20 protein-coding genes and 2 pseudogenes are annotated in these 23,464 nt (G+C 36.4%); 8 read left to right on the forward strand and 14 right to left on the reverse strand.

Going from position 1 to position 23,464, the window contains the following annotated elements; genetic code table 11:
* Nucleotides 1-164 precede the first annotated feature (164 nt).
* Nucleotides 165-752 carry a hypothetical protein gene (locus tag QHH19_01675; protein ID MDH7517044.1) on the forward strand — a complete coding sequence of 196 codons (588 nt, stop codon included), beginning with the start codon at nt 165-167 and terminating at the stop codon, nt 750-752.
* On the forward strand, nt 745-1,227 hold the full coding sequence (locus QHH19_01680; protein MDH7517045.1) for a DUF2240 family protein: 483 nt from the start codon (nt 745-747) through the stop codon (nt 1,225-1,227). Before QHH19_01675 ends, QHH19_01680 begins: the two co-directional genes overlap by 8 nt.
* Here the strand turns inward: QHH19_01680 and QHH19_01685 are convergent.
* Both QHH19_01685 and QHH19_01690 read right to left on the reverse strand, forming a co-directional pair.
* The gene (locus QHH19_01685) at nt 1,208-2,551 is read right to left on the reverse strand and encodes a tripartite tricarboxylate transporter permease (GenBank protein MDH7517046.1); all 1,344 of its coding nucleotides are present in this window, start codon (nt 2,549-2,551) and stop codon (nt 1,208-1,210) included. The genes QHH19_01680 and QHH19_01685 overlap by 20 nt on opposite strands.
* A 4-nt stretch (nt 2,552-2,555) precedes the next feature.
* Nucleotides 2,556-3,194 (reverse strand): hypothetical protein, encoded by a 639-nt coding sequence (locus tag QHH19_01690; protein MDH7517047.1) that lies wholly within the window; start codon nt 3,192-3,194, stop codon nt 2,556-2,558.
* Between the two features lie 573 nt (nt 3,195-3,767).
* Here QHH19_01690 and QHH19_01695 point away from each other — a divergent pair.
* The 5 genes and pseudogenes from QHH19_01695 to QHH19_01715 all read left to right on the forward strand — a co-directional run bounded on the left by QHH19_01695 (nt 3,768) and on the right by QHH19_01715 (nt 10,216).
* A pseudogene (locus QHH19_01695) lies at nt 3,768-5,900 on the forward strand (LAGLIDADG family homing endonuclease).
* A gap of 12 nt (nt 5,901-5,912) precedes the next feature.
* Nucleotides 5,913-7,349 (forward strand): annotated as a pseudogene (locus QHH19_01700) (AAA family ATPase).
* Nucleotides 7,350-7,398: 49 nt separating this feature from the next.
* Nucleotides 7,399-7,635 (forward strand): PRC-barrel domain-containing protein, encoded by a 237-nt coding sequence (locus QHH19_01705; GenBank protein ID MDH7517048.1) that lies wholly within the window; start codon nt 7,399-7,401, stop codon nt 7,633-7,635.
* Between the two features lie 420 nt (nt 7,636-8,055).
* Nucleotides 8,056-9,309: an ORC1-type DNA replication protein gene (locus QHH19_01710; GenBank protein MDH7517049.1), complete on the forward strand. Its 1,254-nt coding sequence runs from the start codon at nt 8,056-8,058 to the stop codon at nt 9,307-9,309.
* 328 nt (nt 9,310-9,637) lie between these two features.
* Complete coding sequence (locus QHH19_01715) at nt 9,638-10,216, forward strand: DUF998 domain-containing protein (GenBank protein MDH7517050.1); 579 nt, start codon at nt 9,638-9,640, stop codon at nt 10,214-10,216.
* Nucleotides 10,217-10,219: 3 nt separating this feature from the next.
* Here QHH19_01715 and QHH19_01720 read toward each other — a convergent pair whose 3' ends face one another.
* The 12 genes from QHH19_01720 to QHH19_01775 all read right to left on the reverse strand — a co-directional run bounded on the left by QHH19_01720 (nt 10,220) and on the right by QHH19_01775 (nt 23,044).
* Complete coding sequence (locus tag QHH19_01720) at nt 10,220-10,615, reverse strand: hypothetical protein (protein MDH7517051.1); 396 nt, start codon at nt 10,613-10,615, stop codon at nt 10,220-10,222.
* Nucleotides 10,616-10,725: 110 nt separating this feature from the next.
* Nucleotides 10,726-11,454: a heparan-alpha-glucosaminide N-acetyltransferase gene (locus QHH19_01725; GenBank protein MDH7517052.1), complete on the reverse strand. Its 729-nt coding sequence runs from the start codon at nt 11,452-11,454 to the stop codon at nt 10,726-10,728.
* Between the two features lie 431 nt (nt 11,455-11,885).
* Nucleotides 11,886-12,371, reverse strand: coding sequence for a hypothetical protein (locus tag QHH19_01730; GenBank protein ID MDH7517053.1), 486 nt, complete (start codon nt 12,369-12,371; stop codon nt 11,886-11,888).
* A 117-nt stretch (nt 12,372-12,488) separates the two neighbouring features.
* Complete coding sequence (locus tag QHH19_01735) at nt 12,489-13,928, reverse strand: FtsX-like permease family protein (GenBank protein MDH7517054.1); 1,440 nt, start codon at nt 13,926-13,928, stop codon at nt 12,489-12,491.
* Nucleotides 13,925-14,689, reverse strand: a complete 765-nt coding sequence (locus QHH19_01740; GenBank protein MDH7517055.1) for an ABC transporter ATP-binding protein — start codon at nt 14,687-14,689, stop codon at nt 13,925-13,927. Before QHH19_01740 ends, QHH19_01735 begins: the two co-directional genes overlap by 4 nt.
* Nucleotides 14,690-14,770: 81 nt before the next feature.
* The gene (locus QHH19_01745; GenBank protein MDH7517056.1) at nt 14,771-15,055 is read right to left on the reverse strand and encodes a hypothetical protein; all 285 of its coding nucleotides are present in this window, start codon (nt 15,053-15,055) and stop codon (nt 14,771-14,773) included.
* Entirely contained in the window at nt 15,055-15,504 is a 450-nt protein-coding gene (locus QHH19_01750) for an ArsR family transcriptional regulator (protein ID MDH7517057.1), read from the reverse strand. Before QHH19_01750 ends, QHH19_01745 begins: the two co-directional genes overlap by 1 nt.
* 96 nt (nt 15,505-15,600) lie before the next feature.
* The gene (glnA, locus tag QHH19_01755) at nt 15,601-16,950 is read right to left on the reverse strand and encodes a type I glutamate--ammonia ligase (protein ID MDH7517058.1); all 1,350 of its coding nucleotides are present in this window, start codon (nt 16,948-16,950) and stop codon (nt 15,601-15,603) included.
* 121 nt (nt 16,951-17,071) lie between these two features.
* Entirely contained in the window at nt 17,072-18,652 is a 1,581-nt protein-coding gene (locus QHH19_01760) for an FMN-binding glutamate synthase family protein (GenBank protein ID MDH7517059.1), read from the reverse strand.
* A gap of 36 nt (nt 18,653-18,688) precedes the next feature.
* Complete coding sequence (locus QHH19_01765) at nt 18,689-19,381, reverse strand: 2Fe-2S iron-sulfur cluster-binding protein (protein ID MDH7517060.1); 693 nt, start codon at nt 19,379-19,381, stop codon at nt 18,689-18,691.
* Nucleotides 19,378-22,539 carry an NADH-quinone oxidoreductase subunit NuoF gene (gene nuoF, locus QHH19_01770; protein MDH7517061.1) on the reverse strand — a complete coding sequence of 1,054 codons (3,162 nt, stop codon included), beginning with the start codon at nt 22,537-22,539 and terminating at the stop codon, nt 19,378-19,380. The genes QHH19_01765 and nuoF overlap by 4 nt, the downstream gene beginning before the upstream one ends.
* A gap of 40 nt (nt 22,540-22,579) precedes the next feature.
* Entirely contained in the window at nt 22,580-23,044 is a 465-nt protein-coding gene (locus tag QHH19_01775) for an NAD(P)H-dependent oxidoreductase subunit E (GenBank protein ID MDH7517062.1), read from the reverse strand.
* Between the two features lie 175 nt (nt 23,045-23,219).
* On the opposite strand from QHH19_01775, the gene QHH19_01780 reads away from it, so the two are divergent.
* On the forward strand, nt 23,220-23,464 hold a 245-nt coding region (locus QHH19_01780), incomplete at its 3' end, for a glutamate dehydrogenase (GenBank protein MDH7517063.1).

The raw sequence follows: 23,464 nt of genomic DNA on the forward strand, positions 1-23,464 counted from the left end.
ATAGTATTTCTTTAAATCCTGATACAGTTATCAAAACCAGGTTAAAAATCGCAGAAGTAGAAAAACGCTTATGATTGAAATAAAAAAAACTGTTTTTTTTTTTTTCTTCTCATTTTTTTGTATTTATCTAAAAGTTTTTAGTAGCATTGTTATTTGCTAGTTTTATGAAAATTATCCCAGTAGTATTTATTAAAAACAAAAAGATGTGGGTAAAACAGGATGAAAAAATTGTATTAATAAGTCAGATTTTTGAAGAAATTAAAGCAGATGAAGAAATTTATATTTGGGATTATGATGGGATAGAGGAAAATAAACCTGAGTTTTCGATATATCAGGTTTTGTCAGAGCATTATTCTATATGGGTGGACGCTGGTCCTCGGATACTTGATGATGTTGTTGACATTGTTATAGGTGGAGCATCAAATGTAGTAATCAGAAAAAATTTGTTTGCATCAAATGATTTACCTGATGTTAAAAATTTTACCGATTGTTTGATTTATAGTTATGTTGATCTACAGAAGGAGGAGAAACCTGTTCTTTATATGCCATCTTACATAGATGGTTTAGTTATATGTAACAACAGGAAACAGTTTGAGAAGGATTTTAAGCTTTGTGAGTTATTGAAGAATCTTTGTAAAAGACTCAGTGTATATGTTTTTGATGATGAAAGAGGAAACACCAAATATTGGGAAAACATTGGCGTAACTGGTATTCTATTGTACCAAGGAAAACAGGTGAATGTTGATGGCTGATTTAGAGATGCAAATAATATTGTCTTTTCTTTTTAAACGCAGTGGTAAAGAGGAATTATCTGCTGCCGAGATTTATCTTCCTTTGTCTATGGATCTAAAATGGTTCACGCCAAATCAAGCAAAGGCTTTTGTGAACATAGCATTGCAGCAGAGGCTTTTAGAAAAAAAAGGTAACAAGTTAACGCCATGTTTTGATTATAAAAAAGTTGTAGTGCCTGTTGGTTTCAGCCCAGCAAAACAAACTGTTTTAGAAAAAGAGGTTAAGCTGGATGCTATGAAAACAATAATAGCGAGGATATCTGAGAAAACTGGTTTTAATGATACTGAGGTTTCTGAAAGAATTAGTAAAATCTCAGAAGAAAAAAACATTTCAGATGGTGTTGCAGCTTTATTAGTTGCAAAAGAATACGGTGTTGATTTTGAGGATTGTTTTGATGAGATTGAAAACATGGTTTTTACAGAAAATACAGAATAATCGGGATCAATAGTATTCCCATGCAGTGGCTTCTACGTACATCCCATTGTACTGGTAATAAACCTATGAATGTTGCTACTAGCAATATAAGTATACCTATAACTCCTGTGAAAAGATACGTGAGTATTATAACAAATGCTATTGTGATTTTTATCAACAACGCATATGGTACGTTTGCGAAATGTTTTGCAAATATCTTGCCTATTTTTAGTGTTAAAAAATATGATAGTACACCTGATAGTATTATTGCCATTAATAGGTAGATTAGGTTTGTTGGCATCATTATGGATGACCATTCCTCTAAAGCAATTAGTTCACCTACAGCTATTGTTGCACCGCTTCTAGCCCGTAGTATTACGAATAATGCTACGATCACAAAAAAACCGCATGCTGTGTTCACTGATGATAACGTAATTATGATTTGTTTTCTATCTGATTCACCCCTAGCAGTCATAGCCAGTATTGTGCCTGTTGAGGAGCTTATACCTGGGATCAGTGAGACTAGTATGCCTGCTAAACTACCTGTAGCAACAGAGATAATAGATGATTTTTTTGCTTTCTTGTCAAGTTCGATTTTTTCTATTATTTGCGGGGGTATTTTTGGTTTTGTCATAATAGATGTTAGTAACGTTGGTAACCCAAAGAGCCCTGCAAGGGCTGGGAAAAGAACAGAGGATGACAAACCTATTGGTGAGTCAACTGGGCAGTCAAATATAACCAGACCAAAAATGCCTGAGATGATAAATATCATAAATGCAAATAACATCCCAAAAACATATGGTATTTTTCCATGATTTACCCCAAAAAGTTCGATTCTACCTTTTTCTGTTGCTATAAGCAAAATAGATATTGCAATAAGAACCCAAACCATTATTTCTCTTAACACAGAATACAAATATACCGGGCTGCCTACTAAGAAGCGAACAGGGTATAGAACTAGGAAACAAAATAGAACAGCGCCATAGCTTCCTAGCGCTGAAAGAGCTACTGCCTCGTAGCCTTTACCTTCTAATAGAAGAGAGTGTGCTGGTAGAACCGATAATGCTGTGTCCTCCTCTGGTGCACCTAGGAAAGTACTTGGTATTGTGTCATGGAATGTATGTGACAGAGACGTAGCTGTGATGTAAACACAGATTAAAATCAATATGAACTGCTCAGTTATACCATAGTTGAAAAGGAAACCTAGGGAAGCAACTATTGTTCCTGATAAAGACAAGAAGATAAGAGCTACATTGTTTACATGCAAACCTGGTAGAATTCCTGTTGCTATACCTGTTATAACACCGAGGACACAAAACAAAATAATGAGGAGGAGATCTAACACCTGCTCATTCACCTACCACAAAAATACCATGGTTTCTTTCATCACCCACCTCAAGGTTATATCTGAAATTATTTACATCAAAAACAAATCTACCTGCGACATATAGTTTCTGGTTTATAGTAAAGTTATAATAAAGAGGGTTAAAAGTAACAACAATAGAATATTTTCCCTCAGGGTCAACAAGATAAAAATATGTCTCATAAATTGTATCAGCATAACCTGTTACATTAATGTTTAAACCCTTATATTTCTCAGGCGTCTCTGCTAATTGTTTCAAAGGTATTGTAATGTTTTGCCATTTTTGCAATATTCTAACAAAACGTTTGTTGTTAACTACAACCTCCCACTCGCCCTTATACACCTGTACCTTCCCAGTTGCTTGTATTTTATCGCCATAATCAATGTCCAATTCACCTTCTACAAATATTTTTGTTGAAAAATTGTTGTTTTCTATTGTGATTATCTGGCTATCATATTTTGTTGTGTAAGTTTCTGTTACTATTCCTTCTAAGATTACTTGTTTTCCTTCGTATTTGCTTATTTCATTTAATTCTATTATTGTTGGTTGTGATAGTGTTGATAAAAAATATAAAAATACAATTCCAGCAACTGAAAATATTATTGATATATATTTTAGTTGCATTATTTATCAATTTAAAATATATTACATTATTTAAATATTTCTACTAGGATAAAACAGCTCCTTCTGAGAGGAGCTTAGCTATAATAATAAGAACTGAGACGACAATAAGCAATGCTATAAACTGTTTTACTTCATTGCTCATTACTTACACCTCGCTTGTTAGTTCTAGCTGAAACCTCACTAACTCAGCTTGTTTAGTTGTATATCCTCTATGTATCAGATGAAAATACAACGCGTCACGATACAAAGTCAAAGTTTTAAGACTGCACATATTTCTTTCTTTATCATAGTTCATCATATTTTATCTAATACTATATTCCCCAATTAGATATATAAAAGGCTGGAAAATGTTCGGGAAAAACCAAACAAAACATAGATCTTACAGATGGTTTGGGTGGGAAGCTGCCTTTGGTCTAAAACTATTGACTAGCTCGGGGGTAAATCCTTTCAACCTGTACTTTTAATTAAAAAATCAAACAAGTTGTACCTTTCTCTCCTGTTGTGTAGAAAAATTTATATTAGAGCGCCTATTCTTTGCTTGAAACTAAACGTTCTTTGGTGGGAGCGAAAAACATGAAACAAAACGATGTTGAGTTAAAAGTATCAGAGGCTTTTCAACAAGATGTAGGATATGGTAGAGCGAGAATTGATAACGAAACACGAATAGAACTGGAGTTGTCAATAGGTGATGTCATTGAAATAGAGGGGACAAAAACAACCGCAGCTATTGTTTGGAGGGCACACCCTTCAGATGAGGGTAAAAAGATAATTCGTTTAGATAATTTAACTAGGAAAAATGCTGGGGCTGGTTTAGGTGATCGTGTAAAAATTAGACGAGCGGCACCAAAAGAGGCTAGAGAGGTTACTCTAGCACCATTGATTTCTGAGGGGCAACAAATCCAGTTTGGAGCTGGGATCGAGATCTTAGTGAAGAAGGGTTTGTTGAAACGCCCTCTCACAAAAGGGGATGTTGTTATCATACCTGGTATAGCATTGTTTGGTAGCTCTCTTCCTTTTGTTGTTATTAATACTTCACCTAGTGGAATTGTGTTAATCAACGAAGAAACTTCAATAAATGTTAAGGAAGAGGCGGCTAAAACAACTGAGCTTGAAGGCCCAAGGGTTAGCTACGAGGACATAGGTGGTCTTCATGATGAGATTTTGAAGGTTCGTGAGATGATTGAGTTACCATTAAAGCACCCTGAGCTTTTTGATAGACTTGGTATTGATCCGCCTAAAGGGGTTTTACTTTATGGGCCTCCAGGTACTGGAAAAACACTTATTGCAAAAGCAGTGGCAAACGAGTCTGGTGCAAGCTTTTATACAATTAATGGCCCGGAAATAATGTGTGTCGATGGCGAAACAAAGATCTTTACAAACCCTCAGGGCCAGATTAAAGTGAAAGATGTTTTTGATGAGAAAGGAATAATACATACGAATGGAAAAAATGTGACTGTTGAACTCAATCGTCCTTTGTCAACATATGCATTTAAGGATGGAAAAATCTCTCGTGCGAAAATAACACATATAACAAAACTTTCTGCACCAACATATAAAATAAAAATTAGTGATGGTAACGAAATAAAAGCATCTCAAAACCAGCCATTCCTTGTCTATGACGCAGGCGATCTTGTCTGGAAGGGAGTAACAGACCTCAAGAAAGGGGATTATATTGCGCGATTAAATGAGATTGAAACAAAAGAAAAAAGTTACAAGATACGTCCCGAAAAAATAGAAAATATCATGAAAATCGGTAAGGGTTATACGTTAAAAAACAGGAATCTGACAAGGAGTAACATCATAAACTTACCCGCTACTACTTCTGAAGAACTAATGGAGTTTCTTGGGCTGCTTATCTCTGATGGGAGTATCTGTAAAAGAGGAGAGAGTGTTGCTTTCTCAAACAACAATGAACATCTGCGGAAAAAATTCAAACATTTGTTAAAGCGCGTATTTAATATTACAAAAAGCAAGGAATATAATGATGGTAGAGTAGTAGTATATTCGAAAACGCTCATTGCGTTCCTAAACCATCTTGAGTTCAGGTATGATAATAAACTCCACATACCTGGCTATTTTTATAAACTGCCAAGAAACGAAATAAAGGCTTTCATTCGTGGTTATTTTGATGGAGATGGTACGGTTGCAATGACAAATCATTATCCAACACCAAAACTGTTCAGTGTTTCTAAAGATTTTATACAAGAACTTCAAGCATTGCTTCAAATAAAACTAGGGATATCATCAAAAATCGGTGAGCATAACACACCAAAAGGACGTGTATATGAGTTGGTTGTTAGAGGCTACGAAGGACGGAAAAAGTTTTTAGAAATAGGTTCGTCGAGTAAAGATAAGAGGATGAAACTAGAAAAGATAAAAGATGTGAGAAGGATAAAAGATTTCCAAGATCTCCCCTCGCCTTCTCTTTTAATAAATGAAATAAAAAACAAACTACCATACAAGATATACAGAAACAAGGATTATTATGTGTACGGTGCGGGTAATATAACCAAACATGCATTAAGTACTCTTTATAAGTTAGCTGAAAACAATAATATTATGGATACTATTTTGAAAAAAGAATACCAAACACTTATGCGTAATGATATTGGATGGGAGAGGATAGAATCAATAAATTTCTTAGGGGAACAAGAACTCTATGACTTCACTGTTGATAAAGATAGTTTTGTTGGGGGCCCCTATTTCTTATTGCACAACTCAAAGTTTTATGGTCAGAGCGAAGAAAACCTGCGGAAGGTTTTTGAGGAGGCTGAAAAAAATGCACCCTCGATTATTTTCCTAGATGAAATTGATGCTATTGCGCCGAAACGTAGTGAGGTTCATGGTGAGGTGGAGAGGCGTGTTGTGTCTCAGTTGCTTACTTTGATGGATGGTTTAAAGGGTAGAGGGAAGTTGATTGTTATTGGTGCAACAAATATACCTGAGTCTATTGATCCTGCTTTGAGAAGACCTGGTCGTTTTGATAGAGAAATTAGGATTGATGTTCCTGATAGAAATGGTCGTAAGGAGATTTTGCAGATTCATACTCGTGGTATGCCTATGAGTGAGGATTGTAATCTTGATGAGCTTGCTGATATCACTTATGGTTTTGTTGGTGCTGATCTGGCTGCGTTGGCGAGGGAGGCTGCTATGAATGCTCTCCGTCGTTATTTACCTGAGATTGATTTGGAGAAGCCGATTCCTGTTGATATGCTTGAGAAGATGACTGTGACTATGGAGGATTTCAAAAATGCTCATCGTGGTATTGATCCTTCTGCTATGAGGGAGTTTTTCGTTGAAATACCGAAGGTATCATGGGATGATATTGGTGGTTTAGATGAAGTGAAACAGGCATTGAAAGAAGCTGTTGAGTGGCCGTTGACACAGCCTGAGGTTTTCAAACGTATGGGTATTACTGCGCCTCGTGGGATATTGTTGTATGGTCCTCCTGGTACTGGGAAGACGCTTTTAGCTAAAGCTGTTGCTAGTGAATCCAAGGCGAATTTTATATCAATAAAAGGTCCTGAGGTTTTGAGTAAATGGGTTGGTGAAAGCGAGAAAGCAGTACGTGAGTTGTTTAAGAAAGCACGGCAGGTAGCACCGACGATAGTGTTCCTGGATGAGATTGATTCTATAGCTCCTCGTCGTGGAATGTTTGAAGGATCACATGTGACTGAGAGTGTTGTGAACCAGCTTTTGACAAGTATCGATGGTCTTGAGAGTATGGAGGGTGTAGTAATCATCGGTGCGACAAACAGGCCTGATATCATAGATCCTGGTTTACTGAGACCAGGTAGGTTTGATAGATTAATATTTATTCCTGCCCCAGACAAAAAAGAAAGGCTTGAGATATTTAAGATTCATACAAAAAACATGCCTTTAGCAAAAGATGTTTCATTAGAAGAATTGGCAGAGAAATGCAACAATTACTCTGGTGCTGACATAGAAGGACTTTGCAGAGAAGCCGCGATGCTGGCTTTAAGAAGCGACATCAAAGCAAAAGAAGTGAAGAAGACTCATTTCGAGCAAGCAATGAAAACCATACATGGTGGGATAACAGAGGATATATTGAAATATTACTCTAGGGTGAAAGAGGATATAGGCAGTGGTCTAGCCAAAAAGGATAAAAGAGATAAAGATATACAATATATCTAACCCTATTATAATAAACAAGAGGATAATAAAAAAAGGAGGGAAAAAAATAATGAAGATACTTGAAAGTGATCTTAGAGGAAAAACAGCGATGACTGAAGAAGGCTTATACCTTGGAATTCTTAGGAATTCTACAGTTGACGAAAGAACAGGTGCCTTGTTGAATATCCTTATTGAGCCATCAGAGGATGTAGATCCACGTTTATATCACCTTGACAATCAAGGGCATTTGGTTTTCCCATTTGAATCAATAAAATCTGTTAAAGACGTAGTGATTATTGGGGTTTAAAAAAAAATCTTTAAACAAAAAAAACTGATGCAGGGGCTGCCCCTGTTTTTCCTATTTTTTAATTTTTTTTTTCTAGAAAGTTTAAAACAAAAATTTTTTTAAAAAACATAAGGGGAGACCCCTTTGTTTCGTGTGGAAAACTGTTTGTTGAGTATATTGTTTATTAAAAAAATTTTGACGTGAGTATATTCGTATAGTTATGAATTTAGTAGTATTTGAATCTTCTGATTTTTAAAAATATATTATTGTAAAAATTTTAAAATTTATTTAATAAAACATGATATTTTCCACAGGAAATATAGGCCTCTCTATAGCTTTATTTCAACAGATATAAATCAGATAGAAAATTGTTTGGATTTTCTCACAAAATTAATAAACTATGATTGTTTACGAATTTGTGAGGGAGGAATTGATTTTACGATAAAGAATACTGTAAACAGTGACATATTTGGCAGGCTAATGAAGACAGATGGCCTGTTTGTGAACAGAGAGGTTATGAGGCATACATATATGCCTGAGATACTGCCTCATAGAGATAAAGAGATAAATTCGTTGGCCTCTGTTTTCTTACCTGCTTTACGTGGTGAGACTCCATCAAATGTTTTTATTTATGGGAAAACAGGTACTGGTAAGACTGCTGTTGCAAAATTTGTTGGTAAAGAACTTTTAAAAAAGGGCGAGGAGAAAGGGAAAAAAGTTAATTTTATTTACATTAATTGTGAGGTTGTTGATACTCAGTATCGTCTACTCCAGAATATTGCTAATCATTTTATTGAGGACTGGTCCGAGAGGATTCCTTTTACTGGTTGGCCTACTGATGAGGTGTATTCTAAACTGACTCATATGATTGATGAACAGGGTGGTGTTACTATTATTATTCTTGATGAGGTCGATAAACTTAAGGGTGATGAGGCTTTGTATAATTTATCTAGGATTAACAGTGATCTTAAAAATGCGAGGGTTTCTATTGTTGGTATATCTAATGATTTGAAGTTTACTGAGTTTCTTGACCCGCGTGTTAAGTCTAGTCTTGGTGAGGAGAATATGATTTTTCCTCCTTATAATGCTGATGAGTTGCAGGATATACTTAGGCAGCGGGCTGCTAAGGCTTTGAAAGATGGTGTTGTTGATGATGATGTTATCCCTCTTTGTTCTGCTCTTGCTGCTCAGGAGCATGGTGATGCTCGTAGAGCCTTGGATCTTCTCAGGATGGCTACGGAGCTTGCTGAGCGTAGTAATTCCAGTAGGGTAACAAAGAAACATGTTAAGCTTGCGCAAAACAAGATTGAGATTGATCGTGTAACTGAAGTTGTTCGTACTCTTCCTACTCAGTCTAAGCTTATATTGACTGCTATCTTGCTGCAGGACAAGCATAACAAGAAACTAGATGCCCCTAGTGTTATAACAACTGGGGAGGTATATGAGATCTACAAAGAGTTATGTAAGAAAACTAGGACAGATGTTTTGACACAGCGGAGAGTTGCTGATCTTATCTCTGAGCTTGATATGCTCGGTGTTCTTAACGCTCGGGTTATATCAAAGGGGCGGTATGGCAGGACTAGGGAGATTAATGTGTCTCCTTCGTCTGAGAATTTGATGGGTATTTTGCAGGAAGACGAGATTTTTAAGGAACTTGCTAACTATAAATTCCGTGGGCAGACCCGCTTAATTTAGGCGGCCTTTTTTGATATTTTTAAATTTTTAAATAAATTTTTAAAAAACCTCTTCCAATGTTAAGTGGGGGAATCGGGCACTTTTTCTTCTCCTTTTTTCCATGTTTTTTATCAGATGTATTTGGTTCCCCTCACTTTCCAAATACAAACCTGTTTTTTGAGGAATCGAGTCAAGTAATATTAGACCCACCCTTTTTAGTCGGTCCAAATTCCCCCAAAAACATGTAACAAGCTTTTGATACATAAATCTTTATTATTTTTTCAAAAAATTAAGATGCACACAAGTGTATAATAAAACATTTAAATAAATGTGATATAATATAATAAATATGCAATGGGGGAGCATTAGAATAAAGGATATTACAAAGGTTGCAGGAATATGTGGTATTTTGATCCCTATAGTTATATTCACAGGTATAGGTTTGGCTATGGTTTATTCCCCATGGTTTGAATGGACAAATCATGCTTTAAGTGATCTCGGTGTAGAAGGTGTTTCCGCTTTTTTCTTTAACAACGCTATGATATTAGGTGGTGTTCTAACATTCATGTTTTCATTAGGTTTGATGAGATTTTTATCAAACAAAACAGGGGCATATCTTCTTTGTGCTAGTTCATTAGCACTTATAGGAATCGGGTTGATACCAGAAACAATTTTTTATTTACATTTTTTTACATCAAGTTCATTCTTTATACTGTTGACATTGTCATTTATAATCATTGGACTAACAACTAAAAAGAAATCATTCGAAAAAAACCTTGGGTTGCTTGCAACTGTTTTTGCGTTTTTAGCAATCATATCAATAATTTTTGTTATACCCTTGGATGGTGTTGCTATTCCTGAATCATTAGCTTGTTTCCCCGGCTTTATCTGGTGTATGATAACAGGCGCAAAAATGGTAATCAGCTAATTTTTACAATATATCAAAAGGTGGTTTATCAGGTGTTTTTGTGTAAAAGATATTAACTGCCCAGATGGTTGTTTGTGGTGAATCATAAGAACAGTTGTTTTTTAGATACTCTTCTATGTTGTGTTTTTCGGTAATTTGTGTAGTTTTTATGTCATTATTTTTGCAATCTACTCTATAACAGTTCTGTTCTGATTTAATGTAGAAACTTGGTGTGATGTTTTTTCCTTTTAAAAAAACATTATGCATCTCGTTGCCATGTCTGTCATAGATATCAAAGCCGTATTCCTCTTTGTTTAAAATTATGTGTAAACTGGTTGGGGTAGATGCTCTAGAGCATGGAGCAATTTTTATCCAGCAATCTTTATCCTTTCTTAGCATTTTGAATTCTATGTTATTCACAGTTTTTTTGAACATTTTGTATTTTTCAGTTATGAAAAACACCTTGTGCTGTTATTTACTTTAATAGAGAAAGCGTGTAGTTTTAAAACAGTTTTTGATGTTGATGTTGTCTATAATCTGATGTACATTAGTATTATGCCTGCTATTATTGGTTGATGTGCTAGGTAGATTCCAAGGGAGTGTTTGCCTAGCCATGAGAATATCTTTACAGGTGTGTATTTTGATAGGTCTGGTATGTGGAATCTTCTTTTGTTGTCTTTGTACAACCAGCTACCTAGTGATATGCCAAGTATGCATACTCCTAGCCAGGGTATTAGTGGGAAGTAGTCGATGGTGTATTGTCCTATGTTTGTTTGGTGTAAGCCGATTGCTATGTGTAATAAATTGGGGTTTTCTATTGGGTATCGTGCTGTGAAATAACTTAGTGTCATTAGTATAGTTGAGATAATCAGGTTGTATGTTGGTTTTATTTTTAGGAAAATTGTGCTTAATATGATGCATATGCCTATGCAGTGGAGTACGCCGAATATTATTGGTCTGTCTGGTATGAATATTATTGTTGCTATTGTTAGTATCATGCCTAGGCCGAATATTTTTAAGCCACGTATTATAAGGTGTAAATCGTATTTTTTTTGTTCTGTTTTTGATAAATCATTTTTTCTGTTTCTGCTGACTATCATGCACATACCTACTAATAGGAAGAAGACTGTTGGTATTGCTGGTTGTATTCTGTATATCTGTTTGTTTAAGGGCATGAGGCCGAAATAATCTAGGTCCCATAGTAGATGTAGGAATATCATGATGATTATTGCGAACCCTCTGAGCATGTCTAGTTCTATGAATCTGTCAGTGTTTTTTTTGTAGATTTGGTTTTTTTGTTTTTTTTTTTATGTTCGCTGCTTTCCACCTTACCGTATGCATTGTTAACGTGTAGCTTGCTATTCTTTGTCAATAAATGTATTTAAAGATATCGTGACAAAATGTCAAAATGAAAAAAACCCCTCTCCTAAAGGTTCTTTAAAAACTACAAAACTAATTTTTCAAGCAAAATTTATAAGGACAATATACTCTTACAGTAACAATGGAGGGAACCAAATATGGTAGATGCACAAAATAATTTATTAACAAAAACATGTGGAGAGTGTATACATTATAGACCTGACAAATTCAACCCTAGAAAAGGTACATGCTACAGCCGCCCTGTATACACATCAGACAGCTGTAACTGTTTCGTACAAAAAACAAAAACAAGTTAAATCCAATTACAAATCTAATTACTAATCTCTATTATTTGTCCCATATTGTTAGACACAGTAGACACTGCATTAGATGAACCCTCGTCCTCTTGCATATGGAAAACAAAGTTTTGATCATCAATTACCAGAAAATCAAATAATATTATTTGATAGTTTTCCGCCTGAATTTCCACTCTATAGTTACCATTAATCTCTAATTCCAATATGCATATTCCATCATCATCAGTAATTCCAGAGTCATTATGATCTACATCTAAACCAAATGCAGTTATTTGCGCATCAGGAATAGGGCTACAACCACATCCTGTGCCTTCATAGAGAGTGAAACTTATTTGCGCTGTGAACAACCACTGTTTAGGAGTACCGCTAATTATTTGCTTTTGTATATTTACACTGTTTTTGGTTACTTGGTTTTTAATAGTGGATGCTGCAACACTCAAAATACTGGCTGTAAAAATTATAGATGTTGTTATTAAAACAAATATCTTATTTTTCCTCATATTTTTTTCCCTCCAGATAAACCATATTTTAACAGTTGTTAAGCTTTTTCGGATTTATTAACGTTTGTGTTATCTAAAAATAAGCATAGAGAAATCTTAATTTTTTTTTATAGAAAATTACAGAGAAAGCTCTCCTTTTCTCAAAGCCTCTACAGGCGATAACATAGATGCTTTCTTCGCGGGAATAGCAGCGGCTAACACAGCTAGAGTAACAGGTAGTAATATAGAGATCAACAATGTAAACCAGTTAACAATAAAACCAATTTTTAGTTGTGTACCAGCAATAGACTGTACATTAAAACCATACCAGTTAACAAAATACATCACAACCACTGACAGGATTACGCCCAATATACCAGCTATTAAACCTATGATAAGACCCTGATAAAGAAACATTTTAAAAATAACTCTGTCACGGGCGCCAAAAGCCTTGAGGGTACCAATCTCCCTTGTTTTACGTAAAACAATAGAATCCATAACATATTTGATCGCAGCGCCACATAAAAAGAGAGTAACAGCAATACTGCCCCATAACATTATGGTTATGACATCCTGCATTGAACCAGCTATGTACACTAGGAAGTCGTGCCAACCAAAAACATTGGTGCCAGGTGCAACTCTTTTTACGTTGTTTTTTATCTCGTCGGAGCTCCCCATCGGGTTAAAACCCTGTGCAGAATCAGCTGCTTTAACTAAAATTACATCACCACGGCTTCTATCAATTTCTATGGGGTTAAAACCACGGAATGTGCCAACGCCAGGTATATGCCAGTCTCTACCAGTTATCTTACCATAGCTTTTGATTTCTCTTAGTGAGTCAGCATGCATAAACCATATAAGAGCATCAAGCGTAGGCGTACCACTCTCATACATACCTATTACTTTCACGGTTATAACAGCGTAACTGGTTTCTCTACCAGACATACTCATAGTAAGAGAAAGCGTTTTCCCGATGCCCACTGATGGGTGAATTTTTGCTGCTGTAGCACCCACAATTATAGGATAAGGTTCTTCTTCTTTGAACAGCTTCTGACCAGACCCATATGTGAAATCAGGTAGGGCACCTGGTCCCTTCACAGTTATATAGAGAGGGGTATGTCCTCTTAAAATAGGGTCTTTTTCATTGAAAAATCTACCGGCAACAATCTTGTCCTTTATATCAGATATTTCGTCGTCTTTAGCAGGGTCTATACCCTGTATTGTACAGCCATCTGTTGCCTCACCAGTAGTACCCAACCCATAGGTTCCCTGGGCGGTAACCCGTATAGTAGTCTTATAACCAGGTAATTCTCTCTCTATTTTGTCAGCGATCTTTTTTGCATCCTTCAGCTCAACTGCAGTACCATAGAGGTCTCTTATGTTGCAGCTTTTATCTGTAATAATAGCGTCAGATGTTATGATCTTGGTTGTGTCATCCACTACCTGCATCATATAATTCAAGTAAGCATTCTCGAGCATAAAGGAAGTCATAGTTAGAGCAATAACTATGATTATAATCGCGTAGATGCGTTTATGCTCCTTGATTTCACCCCATGCAAGATGTCTACTGATGTTCATAAGGACCTACTTTTATGCACCATTTTAACAAGTTTATTAACCATTAGTTTGAAGTCCTCATGGTTTTTTGATGTATCCCCAACTATCCTACCATCAGATAACACGATTGTTCTTTTACCATATCTGGCTATATCAAGATCATGGGAGACAAAAACAAAAGTAACCTTTCTCCTCCTGTTAACATCTACTAGCAGGTTCATTATTTCTTTACTATTTTCTGTATCGAGAGCACCTGTTGGCTCATCAGCTAGGATGAGCACAGGATCATTAATTAGAGCCCTGGCTATAGCCACTTTTTGTTGTTCGCCCCCTGATAGATGCACGCCCTTGTGGTCAGCGCGATGCTCGATACCAACTTCTTTCAATAACATGTTTGCTCTTTTTTTAATCTCAGACACATCTTTTTCCATAATCAAACCAGGTAGCATCACGTTCTCTAAAACAGTTAAACGAGGGACAAGGTTATAGTTTTGAAAGACAAAACCTAGTTTTTCTCCCCTAAAAAAAGCAATTTCTTTTCCAGATATCTTGGAGGTGTCCTTACCGTCGATGTATATAGTGCCTGATGTGGGTCGATCCAACAGACCCATGCAATGCAATAAGGTTGATTTACCAGAGCCTGAGGGGCCGATGATTGATACAAACTCGCCTTTGTAAATCTCTAAAGATGCGTTATTTAAGGCTATGACCTCTACGCCATATTCGTTATATTTTTTGCTAACATGATCCATGCGTATAATCGGGTTTTTTGTTTTAGTCATTATTTTCCAACTTTAAAAACAAGCAACCATTATAAATAATTGGCGCAAAATATAATATTTAAAAATTAAAAATAGGTTTTGTTAACTAAAGTAATGTGCAGTCCTTTTTTCATCCTCTTTTTTCTCATTAGGTTTAACTTCCAAAACATCAATGGCTAGCAGAACATGTAAGGGAATGATTCTGATTTTACCAGCCATCTTACCATGTGCACTACCTAGTTCCATCAACAAACCAACTTCGTCAACACCTATTGAAATAAAACCCCTGAAGATCCCCTCTGTCTCTAAAGCAGCATCTTTACCGCCAAGAGAAGTGATCTTATAAGAAGACCCTTCTGTTAGCTCCAGCTCCTGTTTTTTATCCATTATTTACCACGCCCCTTCTGTTTGTTTTCAATTAAATTCTGGATGTGCTCTACTGTTTTACCATAATTCTCAACAGCCACTTTAATATGTGCCTCCACAAAATTCCATGCCTTCTGGAAGTTTCCATAGCGCATACGGTATGCTTTTTTGTTCTGTTTACTCACCTCATCAAAGACCTGTGTCTCTTCCAGTATATCAAAACCTTTGAGTTTATTCAAATGCCTATAAACAGTTGGTTTACTCGTTTTTAGTTTAGCAGAAATCTCCTCAACATACCATGCCTTTGTAGGGTTCTTCAGGAAAAAATCTGCAAAAAGCCTATAAGGTATATCAGGATCAGAACCCTTTGAGAGATAACCTATCTGCTCAAAAAACTTTTTAGCAACACTATCTAGATCATCATCACCAATCAAGGGCGTGTTACTAACAACCTGCATTTCAAACGCCATAAAGAAAACCTCATGCTAAGAATACAAAAACTGATTTATAAGATTTACTTAACTAAGTAAAGATTAAAAAATAAATTAATACAAAGATAGCTTAAATTACAAGAGCGGTAAATATTTGTCAATCTCCCATTTGCTTACTTGCATTCTGTATTCATCCCACTCCCTACGTTTAACATGCAAAAAGTTCTCGTAAATATGTTCACCTAAAATCCCTCTAACAAAATCACTTTTAGATGCTAATGACAATGCATGACCAAGGCTATCAGGTAGCTCATCGATCCCATATTGTTTTCGTTCTTCTTCAGTTAAAGCATAAATATTTTTTTCAACAGGCTCCGGTGGCTCAATTTTTTCTTCAACGCCACGCCAGCCTGCTGCAAGCATAACAGCAAACTGCAAATATGGGTTACCAGACAAATCAGGATTACGTAGTTCACATCTTGTGCTTTTTCCTCTTTTTGAAGGGATGCGAATAAGTGCACTCCGGTTTCTATTCGCCCATGAAATATATGTAGGCGCCTCATACCCTGGAACAAGCCGCTTATAAGAGTTAACAGTTGGGTTTAATATTACACAAATTTCTTTAACATATTTTAAAAGCCCACCGATGAAATAACGCGCAACTTGACTTAACTGATTTTTATCATTTGGGTCATAAAAAGCATTTTCTCCACCATGGGTAAAAAGCGAATGATGTGTATGCATCCCAGATCCATTTACACCATACAATGGTTTAGGCATAAATGATGCATGTAGATTATGTTTTGTAGCAATCACTTTTGTTACATACTTTAATGTAATAACTCTATCTGCTGTGGCTATTGCATCATCATACCTGAAATTTATTTCATGCTGGCCATGAGACACCTCATGGTGAAATGTATATGTTGTTAGACCCATTTCTTCAAGTGCAATAGATATGTCTGCACGAACACCCTCTGCTAAATCTCTATGTGACAAATCAAAATAACCAGCGTAATCATTTGGTATCAAAGTTGAGTTTGCCCCATCTTTTTTAAACAAAAAGAATTCACACTCGGGTCCCACGTTATATAAATAACCCGCTTCTTTTACCTTGTTTACAATTTTTTCTAATACATATTTGGTATCACCAGGAAAACGTTTACCATTCGGCTCGTATATATCGCAATTCAATTTTGCGGTTTTTCTTTGTTCTATGGTTTCAGGAAGAACCACGAAACTATTTGGGTCTGGTTTTGCGATTTTATCAGACTCTTCAATAGTTGCATATCCTGCTATAGATGACCCATCAAAAGGTATACCATCTTCTAGCGCCTCCTCCAATCTACTTGCGGGAATAATTATATTTTTTGGTGTACCAAGAATATCAACAAACTGTAATCTGATAAAAACCACGTTTTTTTCTTTTACAATACCTAAAATATCATCCTTTGTTTTATTTTGCACTTCCAGCTTATATTCCATCCTCTATGCCTCCAAGCTGCAAAAAAAATTTTTTGCATTATTCTAAATGCAATATGTTTTATTTAATACTTAATTAATTTATTAAAATCAAAAAACAAAAATAAAAAATAGAAAGGTGCTCTCAGTCACCTAATATTTTATTTACTTCTTTATTGTCAACATCTGTAATATATGGTATGCCACTGATATCTGCTGCTTCCTTTGTTAACGCTGCTATATCATCTCTGGAAATATAGTCCAACGTGAATTTTCTGCAACCTGCCATAATCTGTCTTAGGCCCTGGTGTAATCTCTCCATATATGTGTATAGTCCCATTGCGCCTGTTGGCAGTTTTTCAAAATCTTTTCCAAGTTTTTGTTTTAAATAAGGTGCTGTGACAAATATCTCTTCAGCAGTGTTTCCAAATCTTTCTATGTATACTGGTACCATGGATTCATTTATTTTTTTACCAATAGTTTTACCGACCATCGCTGCGGCAAGTGGGCCACGTGCCATTCCCACAAGTTTAAAGTAAGGTGCACCAAGAGCAAGACCCTTCAGGATTTGATCTTCGAATGTAAAACCACCTGCTATTGCTATATCCGGTACATATTCGCCTTTTTTGGCTAACTTGTCAACATAATAGTAAAGCAAAGAATGTAACTCAACCTGTGGTACACCCCATTCATTCATCATACGCCATGGGCTCATACCTGTTCCACCACCAGCAGCATCAACCGTGAGTAAATCGATTTTTGCTTTCGAAGCATATTTAACAGCTTGAGCAAGTGCAGCAGGTCTATATGCACCAGTTTTTAAAAAAACACGTTTAGCACCATAATCTCTTAATTCTTTTACTCTTTTTACAAATGATTCTTCTGAAACCATGCCTACACGTGAATGCCGCTCAAACTCCCGGAAACTTCCTTTTTCAAAGGCAGCAATAATATTCTTATCAGTTGGATTCGGTAGAACAACATATCCTCTTTTCTTCAATTCTTGGGCACGTTTAAGTTCCTTAATCTTTACTTCTCCACCAATGTTTTTTGCTCCTTGCCCCCACTTTAGTTCAACTGCGTCAACGTCAAGCTCAGATATAGCATACTCATGGACACCAAGATTAGTATCTTCTACATTGGCTTGAACAATGATTGCACCATAGCCATCGCGTTGCCATTTTTTATAGAGATTTACTCTCCACTCAAGATCAGGTGAGTGCTTCACTTTTCCTTTTACAAACTCAGCGTCAGGATCCATGCCACAGACATTTTCTCCGATGGTAAGAGGTATACCAGTTAATGCCGCGCCTATGGCAAGCCCCTCCCAATTATTCTTTGCAACTGCAGTTGAACCAAGACCAGGTATTATTATCGGCATTTTTACTCGTATTGGGTTATTTTTACAAACAGTCCTCTCAAGGTTTACATTTGAAAAAATTGCTTTGTCGCTGTCAGTTTCAATTCCCCATACGCCAACAACTCCGCCCAATATTGTGAAGTGTGATAGATCCACGGGATACATTTTTTCACAGGCAGATGTTATAATACCAAAAGGTTGGGGGTATATCACCTCGTGCCCACGATAGGCTGATTTGCCTATCTCACACATACCAATACAACCATCGACACAAGTGGCACACATACCACTAAGTGTATTAATGGCTCCCTCAGTCCTATTTTTACTAAGCGTCGCTGCAGATGCATTTATTTTTGTTAATGACATATTTTTTCCTCCAAATTTTTTATTTTTTTTTTCAAATCATTCCTTTTTTTTCTTCTTTCTTCCTAGTTCTTCATAACACCATCCACAAGTGTTTAGGAAGCACATTTTATTATCCTCTTCTTTTAAACAAACAGGTTGAACATTCAAACAAGCATTGCATAAATCAGTTTCAGCATTAGGTCCTTGGCAGCGCAGCTCACAGGCAGGGCAAATATACATACAGCCCCCACAGGTTCTACATACGTCTGATTTCATATCAAATGGTGTTGTGATTTTCCGGTTTTTACCCCGATTTACAAAACCTATTGCTTTTGCCATCATTTGTTCTTCGCACATACGGACGCACAATCCGCATAAAATGCAATCATTGCGTTCAACTTTGAATCTAACTTTTGTAACCTCCATAGCAGATGCAAGGTCTTGAACTGTTTTTGATGAAGGACATAGAGCGACCAGCAACTCAACAAGCATCTTCCGAGCAGCGACAACGCGTTTTGAGTTTGTTCGAACAAATAAATCCTGTTCTGCTGGATAAGTACATGATGAGACTAGTTTTGCGTTTTCGCCCTTGCCAATTTCAACAACACATAAACGACATGCACCATACGGAGTTAATCCATCGTGATGGCATAACGTAGGAATCTCAATTCCATAGAAACGTGCGGCATCAAGAATTGTAGAACCCTCCTCTACTTGCACAGGAATACCATCTATTGTAAACTCAATCATCGTCTCACCTCCAAAGGCTTTTCTTCACGAAGTTTTTCTTGCAGCTCTAACTCTAAATCACAGCGTAAGCATCTTTTTGCTTCTTTCATAGCAATAGCTTTTGTATAGCCTATCTCTACTTCTTGAAAGCCACCTTTTCTATCAGATAGAGGTAGGACCCTTGGTTTCTGCATACCATATTTAACTGGCTCTGCTTCAGGATCAAAGAAAGTATCAACCTTCTTATGCTCCCTCCAGGGGTATTTTCTTGTTCTGTCTTTAGTTAAATATTGATCAATTGTTACTGCGGCACGCTCGCCAGCAGCAACAGCATTAATAACAGTAGCCGGACCGGAAGCTACATCACCACCAGAAAATATACCTGGTATACTTGTCCGTCCATATTTATCGGTTTTAACAGTACCATCAGGGTTTGTCTCTACATCAAGGCCAGTAAAAAGTCCAGATACATCTGAAAACTCACCAATTGCAGGAATTACAATATCTGCATCAATGAAAAAGTTACTATTTGGTATAGGAATTGGTTTTTGTCGCCCCTCATTATCAAAATCCCCGAGTCTCATTTTTATACATTCAATACTTTTAACTTTACCCTTTTCACCAAATATTTTTTCTGGTGCTGTTAAGAATCTAATCTCCACACCTTCATGTTCAGCTGCTTCAACTTCTTCTTTGTAAGCAGGCATCTCTCTTCTTGTTCTTCTGTACAAAATTGTTACTTTACTAGCACCCATCCGCAACATGGTTCTCGCAGCATCTATTGCGGAATTTCCTCCACCAATTACAACAACTTTTTTACCAGCTGGTGAAACAACTGGCTTATCAAGGTTAATATTTTCAAGTAAATCAACAGCTTGGATTACATTTTCTAAATTTTCACCAGGTATCCCTAGTCGTCTATCTCCATACATTCCAACCGCAATAAAAAACGCTTGATACCCTTGCGACCATAACTGAGAGATGGTTATATCCTTCCCAACCTGTGTGTTCAGTCTGATGTCTACCCCTAATTTCTTTATATTATCAATTTCTCGTTGCAATATTTTCTTTGGCAGTCGATATTCAGGTATTGCGACTGCCATCATTCCTCCTGCAACAGGTAGTTTTTCAAATACGGTTGGTTTGTAACCAAGTCTTGCAAGGAAATATGCGCAGCTTAACCCCGCAGGACCAGCGCCAACGATAGCTACTTTAAAAGGCATTGTCGTCTTTGGGTAGATTATCGGCGGGTAATCAATACCATTTTCTTCGTAATCCCCAATGAATCTTTTCAATGCTCTTATAGCAACAGGTTCATCTATTTGGTTTCGTCGACATTTTGACATACATTGATGGTCACAAATCCGCCCGCAAACAGAAGGGAACGGGTTAGTATCAAGCGCAAGAGATAGTGCTTCAGTGAAACGTCCTTCACTAATTAATGAAATGTAACCTGGTGCGTTCATACCAGCGGGGCAAGCATTCTGACATGGAGAAATATAGAGATCTCGACAAACGCCAGCAGGGCATTTCCGCTCCATTATATGTGTCTCGTATTCATCACGGAAATATTTAATTGTAGATAAAACAGGATTTGCAGAAGTTTGACCAAGACCGCACATGGATGTGTCTTTCACAACAATTGCTAGTTCTGTTAATAATTCAATATCTCCTTCTTTTCCTTGTCCTTTGGTTATATCTGTAATTATTTCTGCCATACGTTTTGTTCCTTCGCGGCAAGATAAACATTTTCCACATGATTCATCCTGTAAAAACTCAAGGAAATATCTGGCAACATCCACCATGCAGGTATCCTCATCCATCACCACCATCCCACCAGAACCCATGATGGAGCCGACCTCTTTGAGTTTCTCATAGTCAATTGGAGTTTCAAGCAATTCTTTTGGTATACAGCCACCAGATGGACCACCGGTTTGTACGGCTTTAAAGGATTTTCCTTCAGGGATACCACCGCCAATGCCGTAAATCATTTCTTTTAGTGTTATACCCATTGGTACTTCAACAAGACCTGTGTTGTTAATTTTTCCGACGAGAGAGAATATTTTTGTTCCCTTGCTTTTTTCAGTACCTATACTTGCAAACCATTTTGATCCTTTTTTTATTATATATGGGACATTTGCCCATGTTTCTACATTGTTTATATTGGTTGGTTTGCCCCACAACCCTTTCTGTGTTGGAAACGGCGGTCGTTGTCGTGGTTCTCCTTTCCTGCCTTCAACAGATGCTATGAGGGCTGTTTCCTCTCCACAAACAAAAGCTCCAGCACCTCTAACAATAGTCATATCAAAATCAAAACCTGAATCAAGAATATTTTTACCAAGCAGCCCATATTGTCGCGCTTGTTGTATTGCACTTCTCATGGTTTTAACTGCAATTGGGTACTCATCTCTAACATAGATAATTCCCTGATTTGCTCCAATCGCATATGCACCAATTAGCATCCCTTCAAGAATGCTAAACGGATTACCTTCTATAAGGCTACGATCCATATATGCACCAGGATCGCCTTCATCTGCATTACAAATAATGTATTTCTGAGCACCTTTAGATTTTCTGCACGATTCCCATTTAAGTCCAGTAGGAAAACCAGCTCCTCCTCTTCCTCTTAAACCAGATTTTTTAATTTCATCAATAATTTTTTCAGGACTCATACTTTTAAGCGCTTTTGCTGCTGCTTCATAGCCGCCAATTGCAAAATAATCCTCGATTTTATACGGGTCAAGTAATCCATTATCTGCAAAAACTATACGTTTTTGTCGCTTGTAAAATTGCACATCTTTTTCATAAATAATCTTTTTATCGGTTAGTGGATCAACATAGAGCAATCTGTCAATTATTTTACCATTTACAATAGTGTCAGAGAGTATATCTTTTGCATCCTTTGATTTTACTTGCTTATAAAAAATTCCTTTTGGTTGAATTACAACAATCGGCCCTTTTTCACAAAAACCATGGCAACCTGTGACCTTGATATCTACTTTGTCTTGGAGTTTTTGTTTTTTAATCTCCTTTTTAAATGCAGATATAACTTTTTCACAACCGGAAGCATTACAACCGGTACCCCCGCAGATTGTTATCAGCGTTTTTCCTTTTTTAATATTTTTAATAATATTCTCTTTGATTTGTTTTAAATCAGCAACTCTCTGTATTTTTTTCATTTACTACCAACTTTCTTAATAGATATGAAGTTTTTTTTGCTCATTTCTTTTTCTTTGCATATTTCTTCAAAGTAGAGGCAATTTTTTTTGGATTCATCTGTCCATGATACTTTCCATCGATAACAACTAAAGGTCCTAGAGCACAAGCACCAAGACAACGTACTGTTTCGAGAGTAAACTTTTGGTCAGGTGTCGTCTCATCAACACCGATATGCAACTGGTTTTGGATTTCTTGTAAAACCTTAGGTCCTCCTCTTACATGACAAGCAGTTCCACAACAAGCTGTTATTACATGTTTTCCGCATGGTTTTAAACTAAAAGATTTATAAAATGTGGCCAAACTATATACATCAATTAATGGGACATCGAGTTTTTCAGAAACATATTTTAGAGTCTTACAGGGGAGCCATCGGTTTTTAGCCTGTATGTCTTGCAATATTGGTATTAAAGCAGATTTCTTGTATTCGTGTTTCTCTAGTATTCTATCGATCTCTACTGTTTTCAATAAAGTACTTCCCCCAAATGTTGGGTTTTGAATCATTAATATATTTTAATACCTTACGATAAAACTCATAAAAAACTATAAATAATCTATTTGGTAAACGCCTTAAATCAGTTTCATACTAAACTTTTAATAATGGAGTATGATACGGACCACGAATACAACGGAGGAATAATTTATGGAAGAAAGCGTAAAAGCGTTCATGGAGAAAGTCATTGAGAAAAACCCTGGTGAAAAAGAGTTTCATCAAGCTGTACAAGAAGTTGTTGAGAGTATAATGCCTTATATAGAAAAAAATCCTAAATACAAAAAAGCAAAAATTTTAGAGAGAATAGTAGAACCTGAAAGAATTATCATGTTTCGTGTTCCTTGGGTTGATGATAAAGGGGAGATTCAGGTAAATCGTGGTTACCGTGTTGAATT

This window comes from Candidatus Thermoplasmatota archaeon, assembly GCA_029907305.1.
GTDB lineage: Archaea > Thermoplasmatota > E2 > DHVEG-1 > DHVEG-1 > JARYMC01.